General features: G+C 57.7%; 16 protein-coding genes. All 16 read right to left on the bottom strand.

Features of this window, described 5'->3' with window-relative positions:
- Positions 1-66 precede the first annotated feature (66 nt).
- Complete coding sequence (locus QWI16_RS17045; protein WP_302715015.1) at positions 67-813, bottom strand: HvfC family RiPP maturation protein; 747 nt, start codon at positions 811-813, stop codon at positions 67-69.
- Positions 810-1679, bottom strand: a complete 870-nt coding sequence (locus QWI16_RS17040) for an HvfB family MNIO-type RiPP peptide maturase (protein WP_302715014.1) — start codon at positions 1677-1679, stop codon at positions 810-812. The genes QWI16_RS17045 and QWI16_RS17040 overlap by 4 nt, the downstream gene beginning before the upstream one ends.
- A complete protein-coding gene (locus tag QWI16_RS17035) occupies positions 1679-2071 on the bottom strand; it encodes an HvfA family oxazolone/thioamide-modified RiPP metallophore (RefSeq protein WP_302714992.1) in 393 nt (130 codons plus the stop codon). The genes QWI16_RS17040 and QWI16_RS17035 overlap by 1 nt, the downstream gene beginning before the upstream one ends.
- A 138-nt stretch (positions 2072-2209) precedes the next feature.
- A complete protein-coding gene (gene hrpA, locus QWI16_RS17030) occupies positions 2210-6121 on the bottom strand; it encodes an ATP-dependent RNA helicase HrpA (protein ID WP_302714990.1) in 3912 nt (1303 codons plus the stop codon).
- A gap of 105 nt (positions 6122-6226) precedes the next feature.
- On the bottom strand, positions 6227-6697 hold the full coding sequence (locus QWI16_RS17025; RefSeq protein ID WP_302714987.1) for a Dps family protein: 471 nt from the start codon (positions 6695-6697) through the stop codon (positions 6227-6229).
- A gap of 116 nt (positions 6698-6813) precedes the next feature.
- The gene (locus tag QWI16_RS17020; RefSeq protein WP_302714985.1) at positions 6814-8715 is read right to left on the bottom strand and encodes an FG-GAP repeat protein; all 1902 of its coding nucleotides are present in this window, start codon (positions 8713-8715) and stop codon (positions 6814-6816) included.
- Between the two features lie 70 nt (positions 8716-8785).
- The gene (locus QWI16_RS17015) at positions 8786-9571 is read right to left on the bottom strand and encodes a class II glutamine amidotransferase (protein WP_302714983.1); all 786 of its coding nucleotides are present in this window, start codon (positions 9569-9571) and stop codon (positions 8786-8788) included.
- Positions 9564-10001 (bottom strand): GNAT family N-acetyltransferase, encoded by a 438-nt coding sequence (locus QWI16_RS17010; RefSeq protein WP_302714981.1) that lies wholly within the window; start codon positions 9999-10001, stop codon positions 9564-9566. Before QWI16_RS17010 ends, QWI16_RS17015 begins: the two co-directional genes overlap by 8 nt.
- On the bottom strand, positions 10001-12091 hold the full coding sequence (locus QWI16_RS17005) for a VWA domain-containing protein (protein ID WP_302714980.1): 2091 nt from the start codon (positions 12089-12091) through the stop codon (positions 10001-10003). The genes QWI16_RS17010 and QWI16_RS17005 overlap by 1 nt, the downstream gene beginning before the upstream one ends.
- 56 nt (positions 12092-12147) lie before the next feature.
- On the bottom strand, positions 12148-12516 hold the full coding sequence (locus tag QWI16_RS17000; protein WP_302714979.1) for a hypothetical protein: 369 nt from the start codon (positions 12514-12516) through the stop codon (positions 12148-12150).
- The gene (locus tag QWI16_RS16995; RefSeq protein ID WP_302714977.1) at positions 12517-12960 is read right to left on the bottom strand and encodes a YcgN family cysteine cluster protein; all 444 of its coding nucleotides are present in this window, start codon (positions 12958-12960) and stop codon (positions 12517-12519) included. It abuts the gene before it with no gap.
- On the bottom strand, positions 12960-13250 hold the full coding sequence (locus QWI16_RS16990) for a YcgL domain-containing protein (RefSeq protein WP_302714975.1): 291 nt from the start codon (positions 13248-13250) through the stop codon (positions 12960-12962). Before QWI16_RS16990 ends, QWI16_RS16995 begins: the two co-directional genes overlap by 1 nt.
- Entirely contained in the window at positions 13247-14389 is a 1143-nt protein-coding gene (rnd, locus tag QWI16_RS16985; RefSeq protein WP_302714974.1) for a ribonuclease D, read from the bottom strand. Before rnd ends, QWI16_RS16990 begins: the two co-directional genes overlap by 4 nt.
- An 8-nt stretch (positions 14390-14397) precedes the next feature.
- Positions 14398-14991: a recombination mediator RecR gene (gene recR, locus QWI16_RS16980; RefSeq protein WP_302714972.1), complete on the bottom strand. Its 594-nt coding sequence runs from the start codon at positions 14989-14991 to the stop codon at positions 14398-14400.
- Positions 14992-15012: 21 nt separating this feature from the next.
- A complete protein-coding gene (locus QWI16_RS16975) occupies positions 15013-15333 on the bottom strand; it encodes a YbaB/EbfC family nucleoid-associated protein (RefSeq protein WP_441294565.1) in 321 nt (106 codons plus the stop codon).
- Between the two features lie 18 nt (positions 15334-15351).
- The gene (dnaX, locus tag QWI16_RS16970; protein WP_302714968.1) at positions 15352-17433 is read right to left on the bottom strand and encodes a DNA polymerase III subunit gamma/tau; all 2082 of its coding nucleotides are present in this window, start codon (positions 17431-17433) and stop codon (positions 15352-15354) included.
- Positions 17434-17472 lie beyond the last annotated feature (39 nt).

The raw sequence follows: 17472 nt of genomic DNA, 5'->3' as shown, positions 1-17472 counted from the left end.
AAAACGCATCTGGCGCACAATAGGTTGTTTCACAGTAACTATAGATGAAACTGGCGGGTTTGCTGCTCACTCGGCCCAGAGAATGTCTCTGGCGCTCAACTCTTCTAATAGGCCGGCGCCGTGTTCAATCAGTTGTGCCGGGTCGGGGTGCTCCATCTCTTGAGCCAATTGGCGCAGCGCCGACTCACCGGATTCAGTGCCAGCTTGCAGGATCTTGATCAATCGCACAGTGACATTATTGGAGAGCATAAACTCTACCTGTTCGGCGCGGTTGCGATAGACCAACAAGAAGGTAGGCTCCGGGGGAGGTTCCATGGGCTGAAAATCCGGGCCGAGGCGATGCACCGGATAGCGATAGCTCAAACACCACAGTAAAGGGGACACCTGCACTCGCCCGCCCAGCAGATCCTGAGCTTGTCTGGCGGCAGGTAACTCGCCCTCGGCTACATCTAGGGCCAGCTCCACCCACTCGTAATGCGCCAACTCAAGCAGAAATGGCGGGTCGTCGGGCGAACCTTGACGCTCATTTTGCAGGTAGGCCAGAAATTCCTGGCTGATTTCGAGAAAATACGGACTTTGACTTCGATGGGTAGAGACAAAATCCCTGACCAGAGCGTGCCAGCGGTCATCGTCGAGAATTTCGCGCAGCACGGGGAACCCCCCGGCGATGAATCCCTCGATGTTGTTGTAAATCAGGTCGCGGTATATGGCCAGGCGTCTGTCTTCAATACCCGCGGGTGCAGGATGAACGCCGGGGTGGCGCAAATGACGGGAAAGCGCCTCTTGCAAGCGCTCGGACTCACCCATTGTCATACTGACGACTCCGCGTGCGCACGACGGCCAGAGGCACCGGCGTCGCAACGCACTTGGCGCTCTCGAATTTGCGCCACCTCACCCAATAACTCGGGTACCGGCGGAAGGTTAAAGTCGCGCTCCAGCAAAGTCGGCACTGGCCCGGCCAGGGCATAAAAGCGCTCGAGAAGCTTCCAGGCCGGCGCCTCGACGGGCGCACCGTGGGTATCAACGCGCAGATCCTCGGCCTCATGATAATGGCCGGCAATATGCGCGTAGGCCACGCGCTCCAAAGGCATCGAGCGCAGAAACGTCTCGGCGTCGTAGCCATGGTTTACGCTGTTAACGATGATGTTATTGATGTCCAGCAGCAAGCTGCAATCGGCCTCTTCCACCACCGCATTAATAAATTCGCTCTCGCTCATCTGCGCGCCTGGGGCGCAGTAATAGGAGGCATTTTCGATGGCGATGCGCTGGCCGAGAATATCCTGGGCTCGGACAATGCGCTCAGCCACACGCCGGGCGGCGTCTTCAGTAAACGGAATCGGCAGCAGGTCATACAATTGGCCATCGTCGCTACAGTAACTCAGATGCTCAGAGTAACCAATAACCCCGTGATCGCGCATAAAACCTTTGACTGCCTTGAGCAGATCAATATTCAGCGGATCACGCGAACCAATGGATAAAGACAAACCGTGGCACACAAACGGAAAACGCTCCGTGTAGGCACGAAACTGGCGCCCTAGACGGCCGCCCACACCAATCCAATTCTCTGGAGCCACCTCCAGAAACTGGACCTCATTGGTGGAGACATCCGCCAAAGGGGCCAGAAGGCTCCGGCGCAGGCCCAAACCCGCACCGGCTATCGCAAAGCGATGCTTATCCATCAGTGGCCGCAAGCGCCTTCTTTATCTGACTTGCTGCCGCACTTGCCTTCCTTGTCTGCTTTTTCGCCGCCGCATTTGCCTTCGCCACACTTACCTTCCTTGTCGGCTTTTTTCTCGCCGCACTTACCTTCGCCGCATTTACCTTCTTTGGCCGCTTTTTTCTCGCCGCATTTGCCCTCGCCGCATTTTCCTTCCTTTTCGGCTTTGTGCTCACCGCACTTGCCTTCGCCGCACTTGCCTTCACCATCGTGCGCGGCAAGTTTGTAGCCTGAACCGAGAGATTCGGCCGCAAACGGATTTTCAGCGGCAGTGGCTACCGGCGCCATGGCGGCACCAGCCAGAAAAGCTGCGCCAACGGCAGCCGCGAGGGGGGATTTAAAGTTCTTATTCATCGGACCATCTCCATTTGTTTCATTGATGATGCGCAGCGAGCCTTATGGATACACCGCGCTCCCACTATAGAGTATCTGTTTTACGATTTGTTACACCCAGCTCGCAAAACCCCTTACTCTTTGCTTACCGAGCGCCGATTATGCCCCCACTTCCTCGCTCCAGAGCTTGTTGAGCCGTTTCACCGAAACGGGAAACCGCGTTTTCAGGGTCTGAGCGAAGAGCGATACTCGCAGCTCCTCCAACGCCCAGCGATAGCGGGCCAGCGCCGGATTCTCGCGCAGCTGATACTCGCCATGGCTGCTCAGATAGTCCGTCAACCGCTGTTCCAATGGCTCCAGCTCCGCCATCAGCATCCGGTCTTTCTGCGGGTTCAGGGCCGCCTTTTCCAGGCGGAGGGTAATGGCCTCAAGGTAGCGCGGATACTCGCAAAACCACTCGTAGGGCGTAAGGAAAACCATTTTGGGGTAAAACAAGCGATCCAGTTGATGGTTGATATCCCCAGCCGCCAGAGCGATCGTCAGGGCGTTCTTGCTTTGCTTGAGGGCTTTCTTGATACTCACCACCTGCGCCAGGGCCTTCACCAAAATACCCTCAAGGGCCTGAGCACGCTCCACCAAGTCGGGTTTCACCCGTGCCAGCGCGGCATCAAACGCCTGCTCGTCGCGCGGAATCGCACCATCGGCCATGGCCAGCTGGCAGGCCGCCGCCAGGCACAGGTCGTCAACCACCGCATCGCGTTTGCCAACCTGCACCACCGACAACCCGAGCTCCTTGCCTTTTAGCAGCTCTTTCCCAAGGTATTTAACGGTGTCCCGGCATTCGAGCAGCAGCAACCGGGAGACTCCAGCCAGCGACTGATCATGCGCCTGGCGCGGATCGTCCAGCACCTCCATGGCCGCCGAGTCCCGTTTATCGACCAAAGCGGGATAAGCGCGAATGGACAGGCCCTTACGCTTGAGCTCAATCGTCTCGGGCAGGGCCTGATCCCAGCGGGTGATGCCCTCGCGAGTAATATCATCGGCCGCATCGCGAATATTGCTCTGTACCGTCTCCCGGTAGCGCTCGCGCAGTTCGGCAAGATCACGGCTAGCGGCAATGGTCTTACCGCGATCATCCACCACTTTAATATTAAAGCGGAAAAAGTCTTCCACGCGGGCCTGCGCCCAATCCTCGTCTCTAACAACCACCAGAGTTTGGCGCTTGAGCTGATGGCCAAGAGCCTCGGTCAGGGGTACATTATCCGGCGACATGGCCGCCAGGGCTTTGTCCACCACATCCGGCACGGGGACGAAGTGTTTGCGCACAGCCTTGGGCAGGCTCTTCAGCAAATCAATGCATTTATCCCTCAGCATACCCGGCACCAGCCACTGCAGGCGGTACTCGGGCAACTCTTGCAGCAAGCTCACCGGCACATTGACGCTGACGCCGTCGTCCGGGTGCCCCGGCTCAAAATGGTAACTCAGTGGATAGCTGATGCCCTGCCACTGCAGGGTATCGGGAAACTGCGCTTCACTGATATCGGCAACGGCGCGCTGCATTAGCCGCTCGCGCGGAATTTTCAACAGCTCCGGTTGCGTGAGCTCCGCCTCTTTGCGCCAGGCCTCGAAGCCGGTGCGGTTAATCACCTCGGCGGGGATGCGCTCGTTGTAAAACTCGTAGATGACTTCGTCTTCAGCGAGAATGTCCCGGCGCCGGGACTTGGCCTCCAGCGCTTCCAGTTCTGCCACCAGATCCTGGTTGTGGCGGTAAAAAGCCGGCGGTTTCTGCCCGCGCTTGAGATAACGTCCCTCGACCAGGGCGGCGCGAATAAAGACTTCGCGACACTCTTGTGGGTTGATCTGGCTGTAATTAACCCGCTGCTTTTCCACCAGGGTCAGGCCGTAGAGACTCACTTTTTCAAACGCCTTGACCTGCCCCGAGCGCGGATCATAGTGGGGCTCAAAGTGATGGCGCTTGACCAGATGCTTCGCCGCCTGCAGCAACCACTCGGGCTCGACCTTGGCCACATCGTGGGCAAACAACTGCGAGGTTTCCAACAATTGCGCCGCTACCAGCCATTTGGGCCGCCTTTTTTGTTGCGATGAACCCGGGAATATCGCGAACTTGCGGTTACGCGCGCCGAGGTACTCGCGCCCTTCATTGTGAAAGCCCACGTTGCCGAGCAAGCCGGCCACCATAGCCTGATGAATCTGGTCGTAGCCAGCAGGCTGTGTGTTAAAACTCAGGTTGAGCTTTTTGCAGATAAGTTTTAGCTGCCGATGAATATCCCGCCATTCGCGCAGGCGTAAAAACGACAGAAACTCCTTTTTGCAGAGTTTGCGCAACTGGTTTTGCGTCAACTCCTGACGTTTGCTTTCGTGGAAATGCCAGAGGTTCACATAGGCGATAAAGTCCGAGTGCTCATCGGCAAAACGCTTGTGCATCTGATCGGCGGCCTGCTGCTTTTCCGCGGGTCGCTCGCGCGGGTCTTGCACCGAGAGAGCACTGACAATAATCAATACCTCTTCCAGCGCGCCCAGGTCGTTGGCGGCAAGCAGCATGCGCCCTAAGGTGGGATCCACAGACAGCTGCGCCAGGCGGCGACCATCGCCGGTAAGGCGGTGGCGTTTATCCACCGCGTGCAACTCCTGCAAGAGCTTAAAACCATCGTTGATCAGCCGGGAATCTGGCGGATCGACAAAGGGAAATTCGTTGATATCGCCAATGCGCAGCTGCAACATCTGCAAAATCACCGCCGCCAAGTTGGTACGCAGAATTTCCGCATCGGTAAATTCGGGGCGACCGAGATAATCCTCTTCACTGTAAAGGCGCACACAGATGCCATCGCTCACCCGGCCGCAGCGGCCTTTGCGCTGATTGGCACTCGCCTGGGAGATTGGCTCAATGGGCAAGCGCTGAACCTTAGTACGCACGCTGTAGCGGCTGATGCGCGCAACGCCGGTATCAATCACATAGCGAATGCCGGGCACAGTGATTGACGTTTCGGCCACGTTGGTCGCCAGAACAATGCGCCGCCCCTTATGCGCACTGAACACCCGATTTTGCTCAGCAAGGCTCAGCCGCGCGTAAAACGGCAAGACCTCGTAGTGGCGCAGCTCAGCCAAGCGTAAACGTTTGGCCGCCTCGCGAATCTCACGCTCGCCACTTAAAAAGACCAAAATGTCCCCGCCTCGCGTTTTGGCCGACTTACGCTCGTACAGGTCGATTTCTTCGATGGCTTCGATAATGGCCTGATAGCTATCGCTGTCTTCGCTGTCGCTGTCCACCGGCGGGCGGTACCAGACGTCCACGGGGTAAGTGCGGCCCGACACTTCAATCACCGGAGCACCGTTGAAGTGACGGGAAAAGCGCTCGACATCAATGGTGGCCGAAGTGATGATCAGCTTGAGATCGGGGCGCTTGGGCAGCAGTTGCTTGAGGTAACCCAGCAGGAAGTCGATGTTTAGGCTGCGCTCGTGGGCCTCATCGATGATCAAGGTATCGTAGCGGTTGAGATAGGGGTCTTGCTGGATTTCGGCCAGCAGAATACCGTCGGTCATCACCTTGATCAGGGTTTGGTCCGTGGCCTGCTCGGTAAAGCGAACCTGGTAGCCCACCAAACCGCCCAGCGGTGAGCCCAACTCCTCGGCCACCCGGGCTGCTACGGTTTGTGCCGCAATCCGCCGGGGCTGCGTGTGACCGATCATGCCGCGCACGCCCAGACCCAATTGCAGACAAATTTTGGGTAACTGGGTGGTCTTGCCTGAGCCGGTTTCGCCGGCCAGGACCACCACTTGATGCTCGCGTATCAACTCGGCGATGTCATCGCGCTTGCCGCTGACAGGGAGATTGTCGGGGTAGTTGATCTCACTGGGGACTTGCCCCCGGCGAGCCTCAGCTCGGGCCCTGGACTGCTCCCACTCACTGTGCCACTTGGCAAGAATGCGATCCACTGGCTTGCCCTGCTTTTCGCGCTCGCGCACATCCTGGGCCTTGCGGCGCAGGCGCTGGGCATCAATGAGCATTGCTTGCGCTAGCGGTTGATCGAGATTGAGGGGCAGGCTGGTCATAGCGTCTCCAGAAACAGGGGGCGGCTATTGTACCCTGTCCTGCAGATCTTAAAAATAAAATGGCCCGCCGCAGCCAGTGTGGCTGCGGCGGGCCGTATCGGACAATTACTCTTCGAGCAGCGAGCGCAGCATCCAGGCGGTTTTCTCGTGCAGTTGAATTCGCTGGGTCAACAGATCTCCGGTGGCTTCATCATTGGATTTTTCCACCACGGGATAGAGGGCGCGTGCAGTTTTGACAACAGACTCCTGCCCTGCCACCAAACTGGCGATCATCTCTTTGGCGGTGGGCACACCTTCCTCTTCTTTGATCGAAGACAACTCAACGTACTGCTTGTAAGTGCCGGGTGCCGGGTAGCCGAGAGAGCGAATGCGCTCGGCGATGTCATCAACGGCAACGGCCAGCTCGGTGTACTGCGTTTCAAACATCAGATGCAAGGTTTGAAACATCGGGCCGGTCACGTTCCAGTGGAAGTTATGGGTCTTCAGATAGAGCGTGTAAGTGTCTGCCAACACGCGCGACAAGCCCTCGGCCAACTGCTTGCGATCCGATTGATCAATACCAATATCTATGTCCATGTCGCCTCCTGACTACATTGAAAATATTTAGTTGAAATCTTAGCAAGTCTCAGGGCGTCGCAGAAAATCAAATTCATAAATTGGCTCCATTACCAAATTTAATTGGATCGAAAGAGCTAATAGACGTGCACGCCTGCCCTGTCAGACACCACCATAGATCGACCACCTCCTTCAGAGATGTCGACAGAGACGCCAAAAAACAAACTATCCGGGTCGTTCGACTTTATATATGTCGAGCTTTGAACACCAACCGGGCCTAACTTGTACAGCATCGCCGCACCAGAATTTGGCCTGGAGTTGTCCGCAGAGTTGCCTTGCAACCCCGTCGCCTCGCTCTCTTCATAAGGGGCCCCCACGGCTAAGTATTGCCCATCGCCACTCATCGACACGCTGTAACCGAAATTGTCTCCCCCCATGTGCTCGGTAGGAGAGATCCAACTTTTACTGTCAGCATGATTCAGCTGCAAACTCTCTTGATGCTCCCACGTTGACGAGGCTCTAAAAATGTGGACGCTCCCTTTGCCTTGATCGTCCAAAGGCGCGCCCACCACCACCAGACGTCCATCAGCGCTAACGGAAACAGAAGCCCCAAATGAATCGCCACTCGCATCATCTGGCCGGTGGAGCTTGGCACAATCTTCCATGTAGCAATCCCACCATCTACCTCTGGGATTCGGTGACTTCAACATGGCCGTTTGACTCCATATGTCCCCATTTTGCTCAAAAACATACACAGCACCGGCTTGGTTTTGCGAATTGTCATGGGGACTTATTTCCCCATCAATTCGTGCACTGTCTTCTCCCGGCGCGCCGACTACCAAAACATCACCATTGGCTGACATAGCGATTGAAGCTCCGAATTCATCTTGAGCATCCAAAACCTCAGGAGCAAGCGACGTTACAAAAGGCAATTCATCTCCAACGGAGTAAAGCCAGACCTCTGGCAGCTCGTTAAGATCACCGCTGAAAGAGTCGACCCCCAGCGCCAGCAAGCCGCCGTCTGCACTGACAGATATACTTCTTATTCTCCTGTTAAGATCACTTAACTGGGCCTCTGGCGGAAAAAACTCATCGCCATCGCTCTTGTACCAAGACAGGTAGGATTCCCCAATCGCTGAACTAAGACTGGGAGCAAGCGCCAGAAAGATATTCTTTTCGGCAGAATCAATAGCCAAACCATCAATAGAAGCAGTTTCTATACGCTGCACCGAATGCAGCTCGTTGCTTTCCCTCTCAGAGAAAATCACTAAATCAGAAGGAAGATAGCCTATATAGGATTCGTTTATGTAATAAGAGGGCGCATAAATGTTTCCGCTAGACTCACCAATGAGAGCATGCTGTCCAAACGCATTCTTGGAATAGCCGTCTTTCTCATCTTGCTGCAAAACTTGTACGGATGCGGCTGCTTCGCCCTCGGGCTCTACTTGTTCTGAAGCTGCACATACTTCACCAGTGCAGCTGAGCAATTGGTAGGCTGAACCCAGCTGGCCCAATATAAAGATATCTTTAACAAGCCGATCTCTGTCGAAGTCAATTCTTTCGTCAACGATATGCTCCTCACCCAAACTGTCTATTTCTATCAGCTTATAGTAGGCGTTCCCGGTCGATTCCCAAGAAAACAACAATCGTCTATTGGTTTGATATTGCACAGACAAGCTCGGAGAGGCCAGCGCATTCATACTAAAGGTGACGCTTAGCTCACAAGAGCTTTGCAGAGCACCCACAGTGAAAATCATGGCTTCCAGCTGCCCCGGACAACCGGTAATACTTTCGACGGAATAGCCTGGGTCAGGTTGAACGGTAAATTCAGCAACCGCTCCTGGCTCAAGTTGTATCTGAGAGGGTGTTACGGTCCCCTGACCCGTCGTTTCTGTTGAAACCTCCAAAGCCTCACTGCTACTGCTTGAGCTTGACGAGCTGGCCTCACTGGAGGAGCTTGAAGCGCTGTATTGCTGGCCACCCCCACCGCAAGCACTCACAGTGACTACGAATAGCAGAAAAAACCCTTTTTTGCACATAACCTCTCCCTTTTTAAATCTAAGAATCTGACAGGTAACGAAACCTAATACTAAGGTAGCTCTCATCAACTTAACTCAAGCTGAATGCTACTTGCCCCTGATCAAACACTATAAATTGACCCGACTCCATCGGCTTCCATGTTTCATTGTCGGTGAGAGGATGGGTGGCGATTATGGTAACCACATCATTGCAGGTAGTGTGCTCGCCAAAATCAACCGTCATTTCAGCGTCGCTTAACCGGGCTTCTCCAAAAGGTGCACGGCGGGTAATCCAGGCTAATTTGGTTGAGCAATAAGCGTATAAATACCGCCCTTCACTGAACAACAAATTAGTCACACCCATACCTTTAAGATGATCACACCAGCGCTTTAGTTGGCGCCAGTAATTGATCCGATCATTAGCGGGACCATCGGCCGAGCCGTAGCGGCTTTTTATTTTGGCCAGTAACCAGCAAAAGGCATGCTCACTGTCGGTGGTACCGACGGGAGTGAATTCTCCAAGGGGCAAATCAGCGGAATTTTCCAGCTGGCCATTGTGAGCGAAGGTCCAGTTTTGCCCCCAAAGCTCGCGAACAAAGGGGTGTGTGTTCTCCAGATTGACCGCGCCCACATTGGCTTCGCGAATGTGGCTAATGGCGATGCAGCTTTTCATGGGAAAGCGACTGACCAAACGGGCAATTTCGGAGTCGATACTGGGCGCACTGTCGCGAAAAGCGCGGATACCTTTGCCCTCATAGAACACAACGCCCCAACCATCGCGGTGGGGGCCGGTACCACCGCCACGATGCAAAAGGCCGGTAAAACTAAAGCAAAGGTCCGTGGGAACATTGGCCGACATTCCCAGTAGTTCACACATCTACTCTCTCCCGCAGATCCACACCCATGAGTACAAATGGTTTGCCCCGAGCCTGGTAGCGTGCAAAGGGTTCGGCGATGGCATCGGGCACTGAATCCAATGGCAGACACTGAAAACCGAGCGACTCGTAAAACCTCTGAAGATGCCCCAGGGCATAGCAGTGGAGCGGCTGAACAGAGCGATCGGCCAACAGGCGGCGCATCAATTCCCGCCCCAGCGATTGGCCTCTGCGCTCAGGCGCCACCGTTAAGTTGCGCAACAAAAAAACGCCGGAGTCCGGTTCGAGCACCCGGGCCATACCCAGTGTTTGCTCCCCCTGGCGCAAGCAGTAGAGGCGATCACGCTTGCCGCATTTGACCCGCTCTCCCCAGTGACGGTAAAGGCGCGTGGCCTCGGGAAACGCCTCCACCTGGGGTAAATACAGTTGCATCAGGGCTTTTTATCGTCCTCGTCGTCACTGCCGAGATCGTCCATCGGCAGATCATCATCGTCACTCGCGGTATCCTCGTCCACCGGAAACAGCGCTTCATCGTCCATACCCGGCTCGGCCAGGGCATCCAGCGCCGCCATGGGATCACTGTCATCCAGAGCCACGCTGTCAGAGGCTGTCGCTTGTGCCGCCTCGGACTCGCCCGCTTGCTTGAGCTGTTGCTCAAATTCATCCAGCTCGCTCTGCACATCCTTGCTGCTAAAGCGTCGGTAAGCCCAATAAATCAACCCGATCAATGCCAGATTGCCCGCCGCCACCGCGGCAATCAGCAGCCAGTTTATGCCGCTGCTCTGCCCCGTATCAACCGCCTTTTGTTCCGGCTCGGCCTCGGGCTCAGGGGCTGGCTCAGGTGCCTTTTCTGCCGGCGGTTCAGGCTCTGCTTCAGGTTCTGGCGCAGGTTCCGTCTCGCCGTTTAGCTCCCTCGCCAGTGCAGCGCGCTCATCGGCCAGGGCCTGCTCCAGCTGTTCAATTTCACGGTCAGCCTCGGTCACCACCGGGTCTCCCTCGGCGGGATAATCGAAGTATTGATTGGGCAGAGACTCATCAAAACTGGCGCCCGCCGCGTCTTCACCACTGGCATTGAGCTCAATAAGATAGCGCCCCGGTAATTCCGGCACCAGAGTCAGCGTCCAGTGGCCGGGCTCGGTCTGCGTTAACGAGCGCAAGGCGCTATCGCCGGTAGACTGCTTAACATGAGCAACGACCGCGCTCTGAGCGCTGTTGATCAACTGTGAATCGGCCTCCACGCTCAGGGTGTAGCTGACGGTCTTGCTGTCAATGCGCTTGTCCATGGCCACAGTAAACAGCGAGCCCACTCGCAGACGGTGTTGGTATTCGCGGGCAAAGGTTTTGCCGTCGACCACCAGCGAAATCAGATACTCGCCGCGCTCGGTAAAGGCCGGTAGCGGCTCGCTAAAGACACCTTTGGTCGGTGTTTCGTCGATTAGCTCTATCGCCCAGGAAGCGGGCGAACCCACCTGAGAGATACGCGCCCGGGCCGTTAGCAGGCTGAGAAAATCCGTATCGGCAACCGGCTCGCCCTTTTCGTAAAGCCCAAAATTTAAGGTGACCGACTTACCCGCCACCAGATTATTCGGCAGGGGCTCCACCAAAAGTTCAAGATCGCTGACCACGGTGACCCGGTTTTGCGGGGCCTGCTCGGCGATCACTTGCCACTGGCCGGCTTCGGGCTCACGCACAGTGATCAAGTCGTAACCGTCGGCGCTGTACCAGCGGGTGTTGGCGCCATAATCCCTGGCGGAGAGTCGCTTGCCAGAGGGCGCCACGAGTTGCGCGGGCTCACCGTCGGCGGCGCGAAAAATCAGTGCGGTGAATTCCTCGACGCTGTCATCCACCAAGAATCGATTGTCCTTGAGCGGTAGGCGCTTGGCGGGAACCGCCTGATCAAAAATCTGCAGATAGGCCTGCATCAGCTCTTCGGCACTGCGCACCACGGCATGACGGCCATCGGTGCTGCCCGATAGCTGCTGCAGCAAGTCAATGTCGGCGTCATCCGACAGGGCAATGGTGTGCAGAGTAAAGCCGCGCACTTTGAGTTGCGGCAAAAGCTCGGCGAGAATGCGCTCGCGTTCGCGGGCGTTGCGCGCGGCGCTTTTATCGATGTCCACTTTACCGTCCGTCAGCAGGACCACGCCGGCTCGCTCGCCGCCGGGTGGCACCTCGGTCGCGCGCTCGAGCGCCTTGCCGATGTGGGTAAAAAGACCAACGGAATTGATGTTGCCCGTCTCGCCCAGCGCCTGCTCTTTCCAGCGCTCGTCCACGCTGTCGTAGGGCACCAGCATGTTCACTTGCTGACCAAAGGTCCAGACACCCGCACGAGACGATTCGGGAAGCAACTTGACCAGCAGCTCGAGGGCCGGCACCCGCAAGTTCTCGGGGTCGGTCTGTTTCATACTGCCCGAAATGTCGACCACCAGGCGCACATCGGCAGGTTCACCGCCCTGCCCCATTGAAGGCAGCGACACGACCAGCAGCAGAACCATTGCCAGAGTTTTCGCCATCAATCCCATAACCGCTCCTACTGTTATCTTCTATCCATTTATAGCAGTGTGGAATAAAAGTGCCATTAATCCACGGCGGGAGCTTCTCCAGCCGGTGGCTCCGGGGGTCTTTTCCGGCGGCCTGTGAGCAGCAGGTAGACCAGCGAGATCACCAGAGCCACCACCCAGATCAGCGCCAGGGTGACGGCCGCATCCAAGCCTGCCTCGGCTCCCTGAAACAAGGTATTTAACACTGCAATAAACAGTGCCGGCGCATAGGCATCGGGTTTGTCCGCGAGGTTGAGACTGAAGGGCGTGAACACCAGCACGGCATAAGAGACCAGCAAAAAGTGCCGCCAGTAACGCGACAGCCCCCGGGTAATACGCCAGCCAAAAAGCCCCAGCAAGACGCCGCCGGCCAGGTAGACGCTCCAGGCAATCAGTTGTTTATCCATTTAATTCACCCAGTAAATAATTCGCTCTTCGAGATCGTCCGGATCAACTGCTTCTTCTGCCAAGGTGCAACCGGCAACCGATATGCCCGCCGCCAGGGTCGAACCCGGATCGCCAGTGACCAACGGATGCCAATCCGGCAGCGGCTGGCCCTCGGCCAGTAAACGGTAGGCACAACTGGCCGGTAGCCAGTGGAAACGCTCGATCTCCGCTGGCTGCAACACCAGGCAATCCGGTACCTGTTGCTGACGATTGGCGTAATCGCGACAACGGCAAGTATCCTGATCGAGCAGTTTGCAGGCCACGTCCGTGTAGTAGACCTCACCGGTGTCCTCGTCCTCAAGCTTGTGCAGGCAACACTTACCGCAACCGTCGCACAATGACTCCCACTCCTGCGGCGTCATCTCCTCAAGGCGCTTGCGTTGCCAGAATACCTGCTCGGCCATCAGGACAGCTTGGCGTTGTGTTCGCGCACTGCCGCCGCTTCTGCCTCCAGGGTCTCGGCCGGCGGCATTTGTAAGTAGTAACCGGGCTCAGCCAGTGCCTGCAATACTTTCTGGATATCGGCGTGCGCCAGCCGGCGCTGTTCATCCAGAGCCAGCACCATTGCCGGTTCCGGCCGGCCAAAACGCTGCATCAGCGCCTCGGGCACTTTGCTCAAGCCGTCTTCTTTCTTGCAGTACAGGTACATACCGCTGTCGCGAGTACTGCGATAAATCTGGCAGATGACCTTCATTGTTGCTCCTCCAGCGCCTGGGTGGCCAACCGCTCAAGCCCCTCGCCAATCACACCGTAGCGCCAGCCCAATAATCGCTCGGGCAACACCACCTCGCCCGCAATCACCGCGCGCACAATGCTTTCATATTCTTTCTTGCGTATCAGCACCTCTGGCGGCAACTCGAGTTCCTCGGCGCGCTCACGCACCCAGGCTTTCATCGACTTAATGGCAGGGCCATGCTCGCGGCCGAGGGGCGGGTCGAGCCGTGCGGGCAGCGCATCGTCGGCCACCGCCCGAGCGCTGGCCACGATATCCAGCAGGGTTTCACCATCGTCTTTCAGTGTGCGCCGGGGAATCCCCTCAATACGCTGCAAGGCGCCAAAATCGGCGGGCAGGCGCTGGGCCATCTCAAACAACGGCTGCTCCTTCAGCAAACGATTGCGCGGAATGTCGCGCTCACGCGCCTCGATTTCACGCCAGCGACACAGGCGCTGAAGTGCTTCTACCCCTCGGGGCGACAATTTCCAGCCGAGCCCGATTTTGAGGTGGCCAGAGTCCAGCTCAGGGGCAGCATTCGCCGCCTCCACCAGCGCGGCGCAATCGGCTTTTACCCACTCCAACCGCGATTTGTCCTTTAACGCTTTAAGCAGCTTGCCATAGACAATCAGCAAATGCGCCACATCGAGCGCGGCGTAGTCTTTTTGGGCGCTACTCAAAGGTCGCACCAACCAGTCCGAGCGGGTTTCACCTTTGGGGATGTCCACCCCCAACTGCTCGCGCACCAGCGCGGCATAGCCCAGTGAATAGCCCCAGCCGGCAAAAGCGGCGCCGATCTGGGTGTCAAACAGCGGCGAAGGGACAGTGCCCAGGAGCGCATTAAACACCTCTAAATCTTCCGAGCAGGCGTGCAGCACCTTGGTGACTCGCTCGTTGCGCCACAACTCGGCCAGTGCGCTGAGATCCTCTATCGCCAAGGGATCTATCAGGTAACAGCCATGACCATCGCCCACCTGAATCAATCCGGCAATCGGGTAGAAAGTGTCGCTGCGCATAAACTCAGTATCGACGGCAATGGCCGCCTGGCTCGCCCAGCGCAGGCAAAGTTGGTTCAAGGTGGCTTCATCGTCCACCCAAATGGGATGTGTCGCAATTGGCATAAGATCAGTCACAGTGTACGGCGGCTGGAAAAGGCGTGAGCCAGTGTGCCACCGTCGATGTATTCCAGCTCCCCCCCCAGGGGGACGCCATGGGCGATGCGCGAGACAGTCACGCCGGCGCGGCGGGCGCGCTCGCTGATGTAATAGGCTGTGGCCTCGCCCTCCACCGTGGGGTTGGTGGCGAGAATAATCTCACTGATAGGCTCGCTGTCGAGCAGCGCCAGCAATTGGTCCACGCCAATGTCCTCTGGGCCGACTCCGTCGATGGGCGACAGATGTCCGAGCAGAACAAAATACTTACCCTGATAACTGCCCGCCTGCTCAATAGCGAGTACATCCGCGGGTGTCTCGACGATACACAACAAGCTGCTGTCACGCCGCTCGTTTGCGCAGACACCGCACAAATCCTGCTCGGTCAGGGTGCGACAGCGCCGACACCGGGCCACCCCCTCGACCGCGCGGTTCAGACAGTCGGCCAGGCGGCTGGCGCCCTCGCGGTCGTGTTCCAGCAGTTGCATGGCCATTCGCTGCGCCGATTTCGGGCCCACTCCCGGCAAGCAGCGAAGCGCGGACATTAACTCGTCAATCAGAGGACTGAACATCAGAAAGCTGCTCGCACTGGATTAAAACGGCATTTTAAAGCCGGGAGGCATACCCATGCCCGAGGTCATTTCCGACATTTTTTCCTTGCTGTTGGCCTCGACGCGGCGCACAGCGTCATTGACGGCAGCGGCCAGCAGATCCTCCAGCATTTCTTTGTCTTCACTCATCAAACTGTCGTCGATACTCACGCGCTTTACGTCGTGACGGCCGGTCATGGTGATTTTCACCATCCCGGCGCCTGCCTGGCCCTCCACCTCGGCGCTGGCCAGCTCTTCCTGCATTTGCTGCATACGCTCTTGCATTTGCTGCGCTTGTTTCATCAAGTCGCCCATGCCTTTAATCATGGTATTACCTCGCAATCAGTGATGGTCCACCGGCTCGACGGAACTCTCATCGAGGGTGGCAGAAAAATGTTCGATCAGTTGCTGCACTATGGGGTCGGCCTTCACCGCTTCAACCGCCTGCTCCAGCCGCTCGCTGCGCTTGCGCGCGGCAATCTGGGCCGGGGTTTCAGTGTGCACCGCCCCTGGGGTGATCACGACCCTGACCGGCTCGCCGTAGTAATCGCCCAGCGCATCGGCCAGGCGCTGTTGTTGACCTTCACCGTAAAGGCTGCTGTTGTGCTCATCCAAGATAAAGTGCAGTTCATTGCCCTGACGGCCCACCAACTCGCAGTTGGCGGCGATGTTCTGCACCACACCGCCAATATCGAGGCCGAGAAAAATCTGGGGCCAGGCCTCGGGGCCGCTTCGCTCCAAGGGTATACGCGCCACAGCCGGTTTCGGTGCAGGTGCAGGTGCAGGTGCAGGTGCTGGCGCAGCAGCGGGAGCACTATCACGCGAAAGCTCATTGGGCTCGGGCGCGTGAGGGGCGGCGGGCGCCGAATCATTGGACGACGAATAAGCCGGCGCTTGAGCTTCGGTGGCAGCGGCTTCGGCAATCGGAGCTGCGTCAGCGGGCATCGCCTGCGCTTGCTCAGCGAAGGGCTCGGACGCCCGTGTTTGCGGTCCTGAGTCTTGCGATTCAAGGTGATCCGGTACCGGTTCTTCATCCCAGGGCGGCGGCTCTTCCATCGTTCCAGGTGTTTGCGCTGAGACGGGGGATGAGTCGGCCTGGGCAGGTACCGGCGCTTCGTGCCTTGCGGGCCCAGGCGCTTCTGGCGCGGGTTGAGCCTGTGGCGCCTCGTCGGCGGAACTGGCCGGGGCATCGTAAGACGATTCATTATCCGCCGGGGCGTCCAGAGGTGCACCGGAGGCCTGGGCCTGGCTTTGGGCTTCGGGTTGTGGCGTCTGGGCGACGGGACTGGCCTCCCCCGGAGCTGGCGCAGCCAGCTTGCGTACAGGAATATCGGTGACGCCCTGCGGGCGGAAGGCAAGCATGCGCAGCAACACCATTTCGAAGCCAGCGCGGGGCTCGGGCGCCAGGGGTAGATCCCGCCGTCCGAGCAGCCCGGTTTGGTAAAACAGCTGCACATCCTCAGGCGGCAACTGGCTGGCCAGAGCGAGAATCTGTTCGCGATCGCCGTGACTGTTGTCCACCGCTTCCGGCAGGGCCTGGCCAATGGCGACCCGGTGCAAAATCGACAACAGGTCGGCCAGTGCACTGGCAAAATCCGGCGCGTGCTCGGCCATTTGCGCCACGGCTGCCAGCACCGCCTTGCCGTCGCCGGCGGCAAGCGAGCGCAAAATATCGTAGACAGCGCTGCGGTCAATCGTACCGAGCATGGTGCGCACGTCGGCTTCTGTGACCTTGCCGGAGCCAAAAGCAATGGCCTGGTCCGTGAGGCTCAGAGCATCGCGCATACTGCCATCGGCCGCGCGGCCAAGCTGCCAGAGCGCGCTCTGCTCAAAGGGCACCATTTCGGTTTCCAGCACATGCTGCAAGTGGCCGGTAACCAGCTCAGGGGTCATGTTCTTGAGGTTAAACTGCAAACAGCGCGACAGAATGGTCACCGGCAGCCGCTGGGGGTCGGTCGTGGCCAGCAAGAACTTAACGTGTGGCGGTGGCTCTTCGAGGGTTTTCAGCAGCGCATTGAACGAGTGGCTGGAAAGCATGTGCACCTCATCGATCAGGTACACCTTGTAGCGGCCGCGAGTCGGCGCGTACTGGACGTTTTCCAAAAGCTCGCGGGTATCTTCCACCTTGGTGCGGCTGGCCGCGTCCACCTCAATCAAATCGACAAAGCGGTTTTCGGCAATTTCCACACAGGCCGCGCATTGGCCACAGGGCGTGGAACTAACGCCCACTTCGCAGTTTAAACACTTGGCGAGAATACGGGCGATGGTGGTTTTGCCCACACCGCGGGTGCCGGTAAACAGATAGGCGTGATGCAGGCGATCGTGATCGAGCGCATTCACCAGCGCCCGCAGAACATGCTCCTGCCCGACAAGGTCGCGAAACGTACGGGGGCGCCACTTGCGTGCCAGGACCTGATAACTCATGCCATCCTCAGTATTGCGTGTAAATGCACGGATTATAGC

The sequence above is a fragment of the Gilvimarinus algae genome, assembly GCF_030518215.1.
In the GTDB taxonomy this organism is placed as follows: domain Bacteria; phylum Pseudomonadota; class Gammaproteobacteria; order Pseudomonadales; family Cellvibrionaceae; genus Gilvimarinus; species Gilvimarinus algae.
The sequence above is the reverse complement of the archived record's forward strand: the minus strand, read 5'-3'. Positions and strand labels throughout refer to the sequence as shown.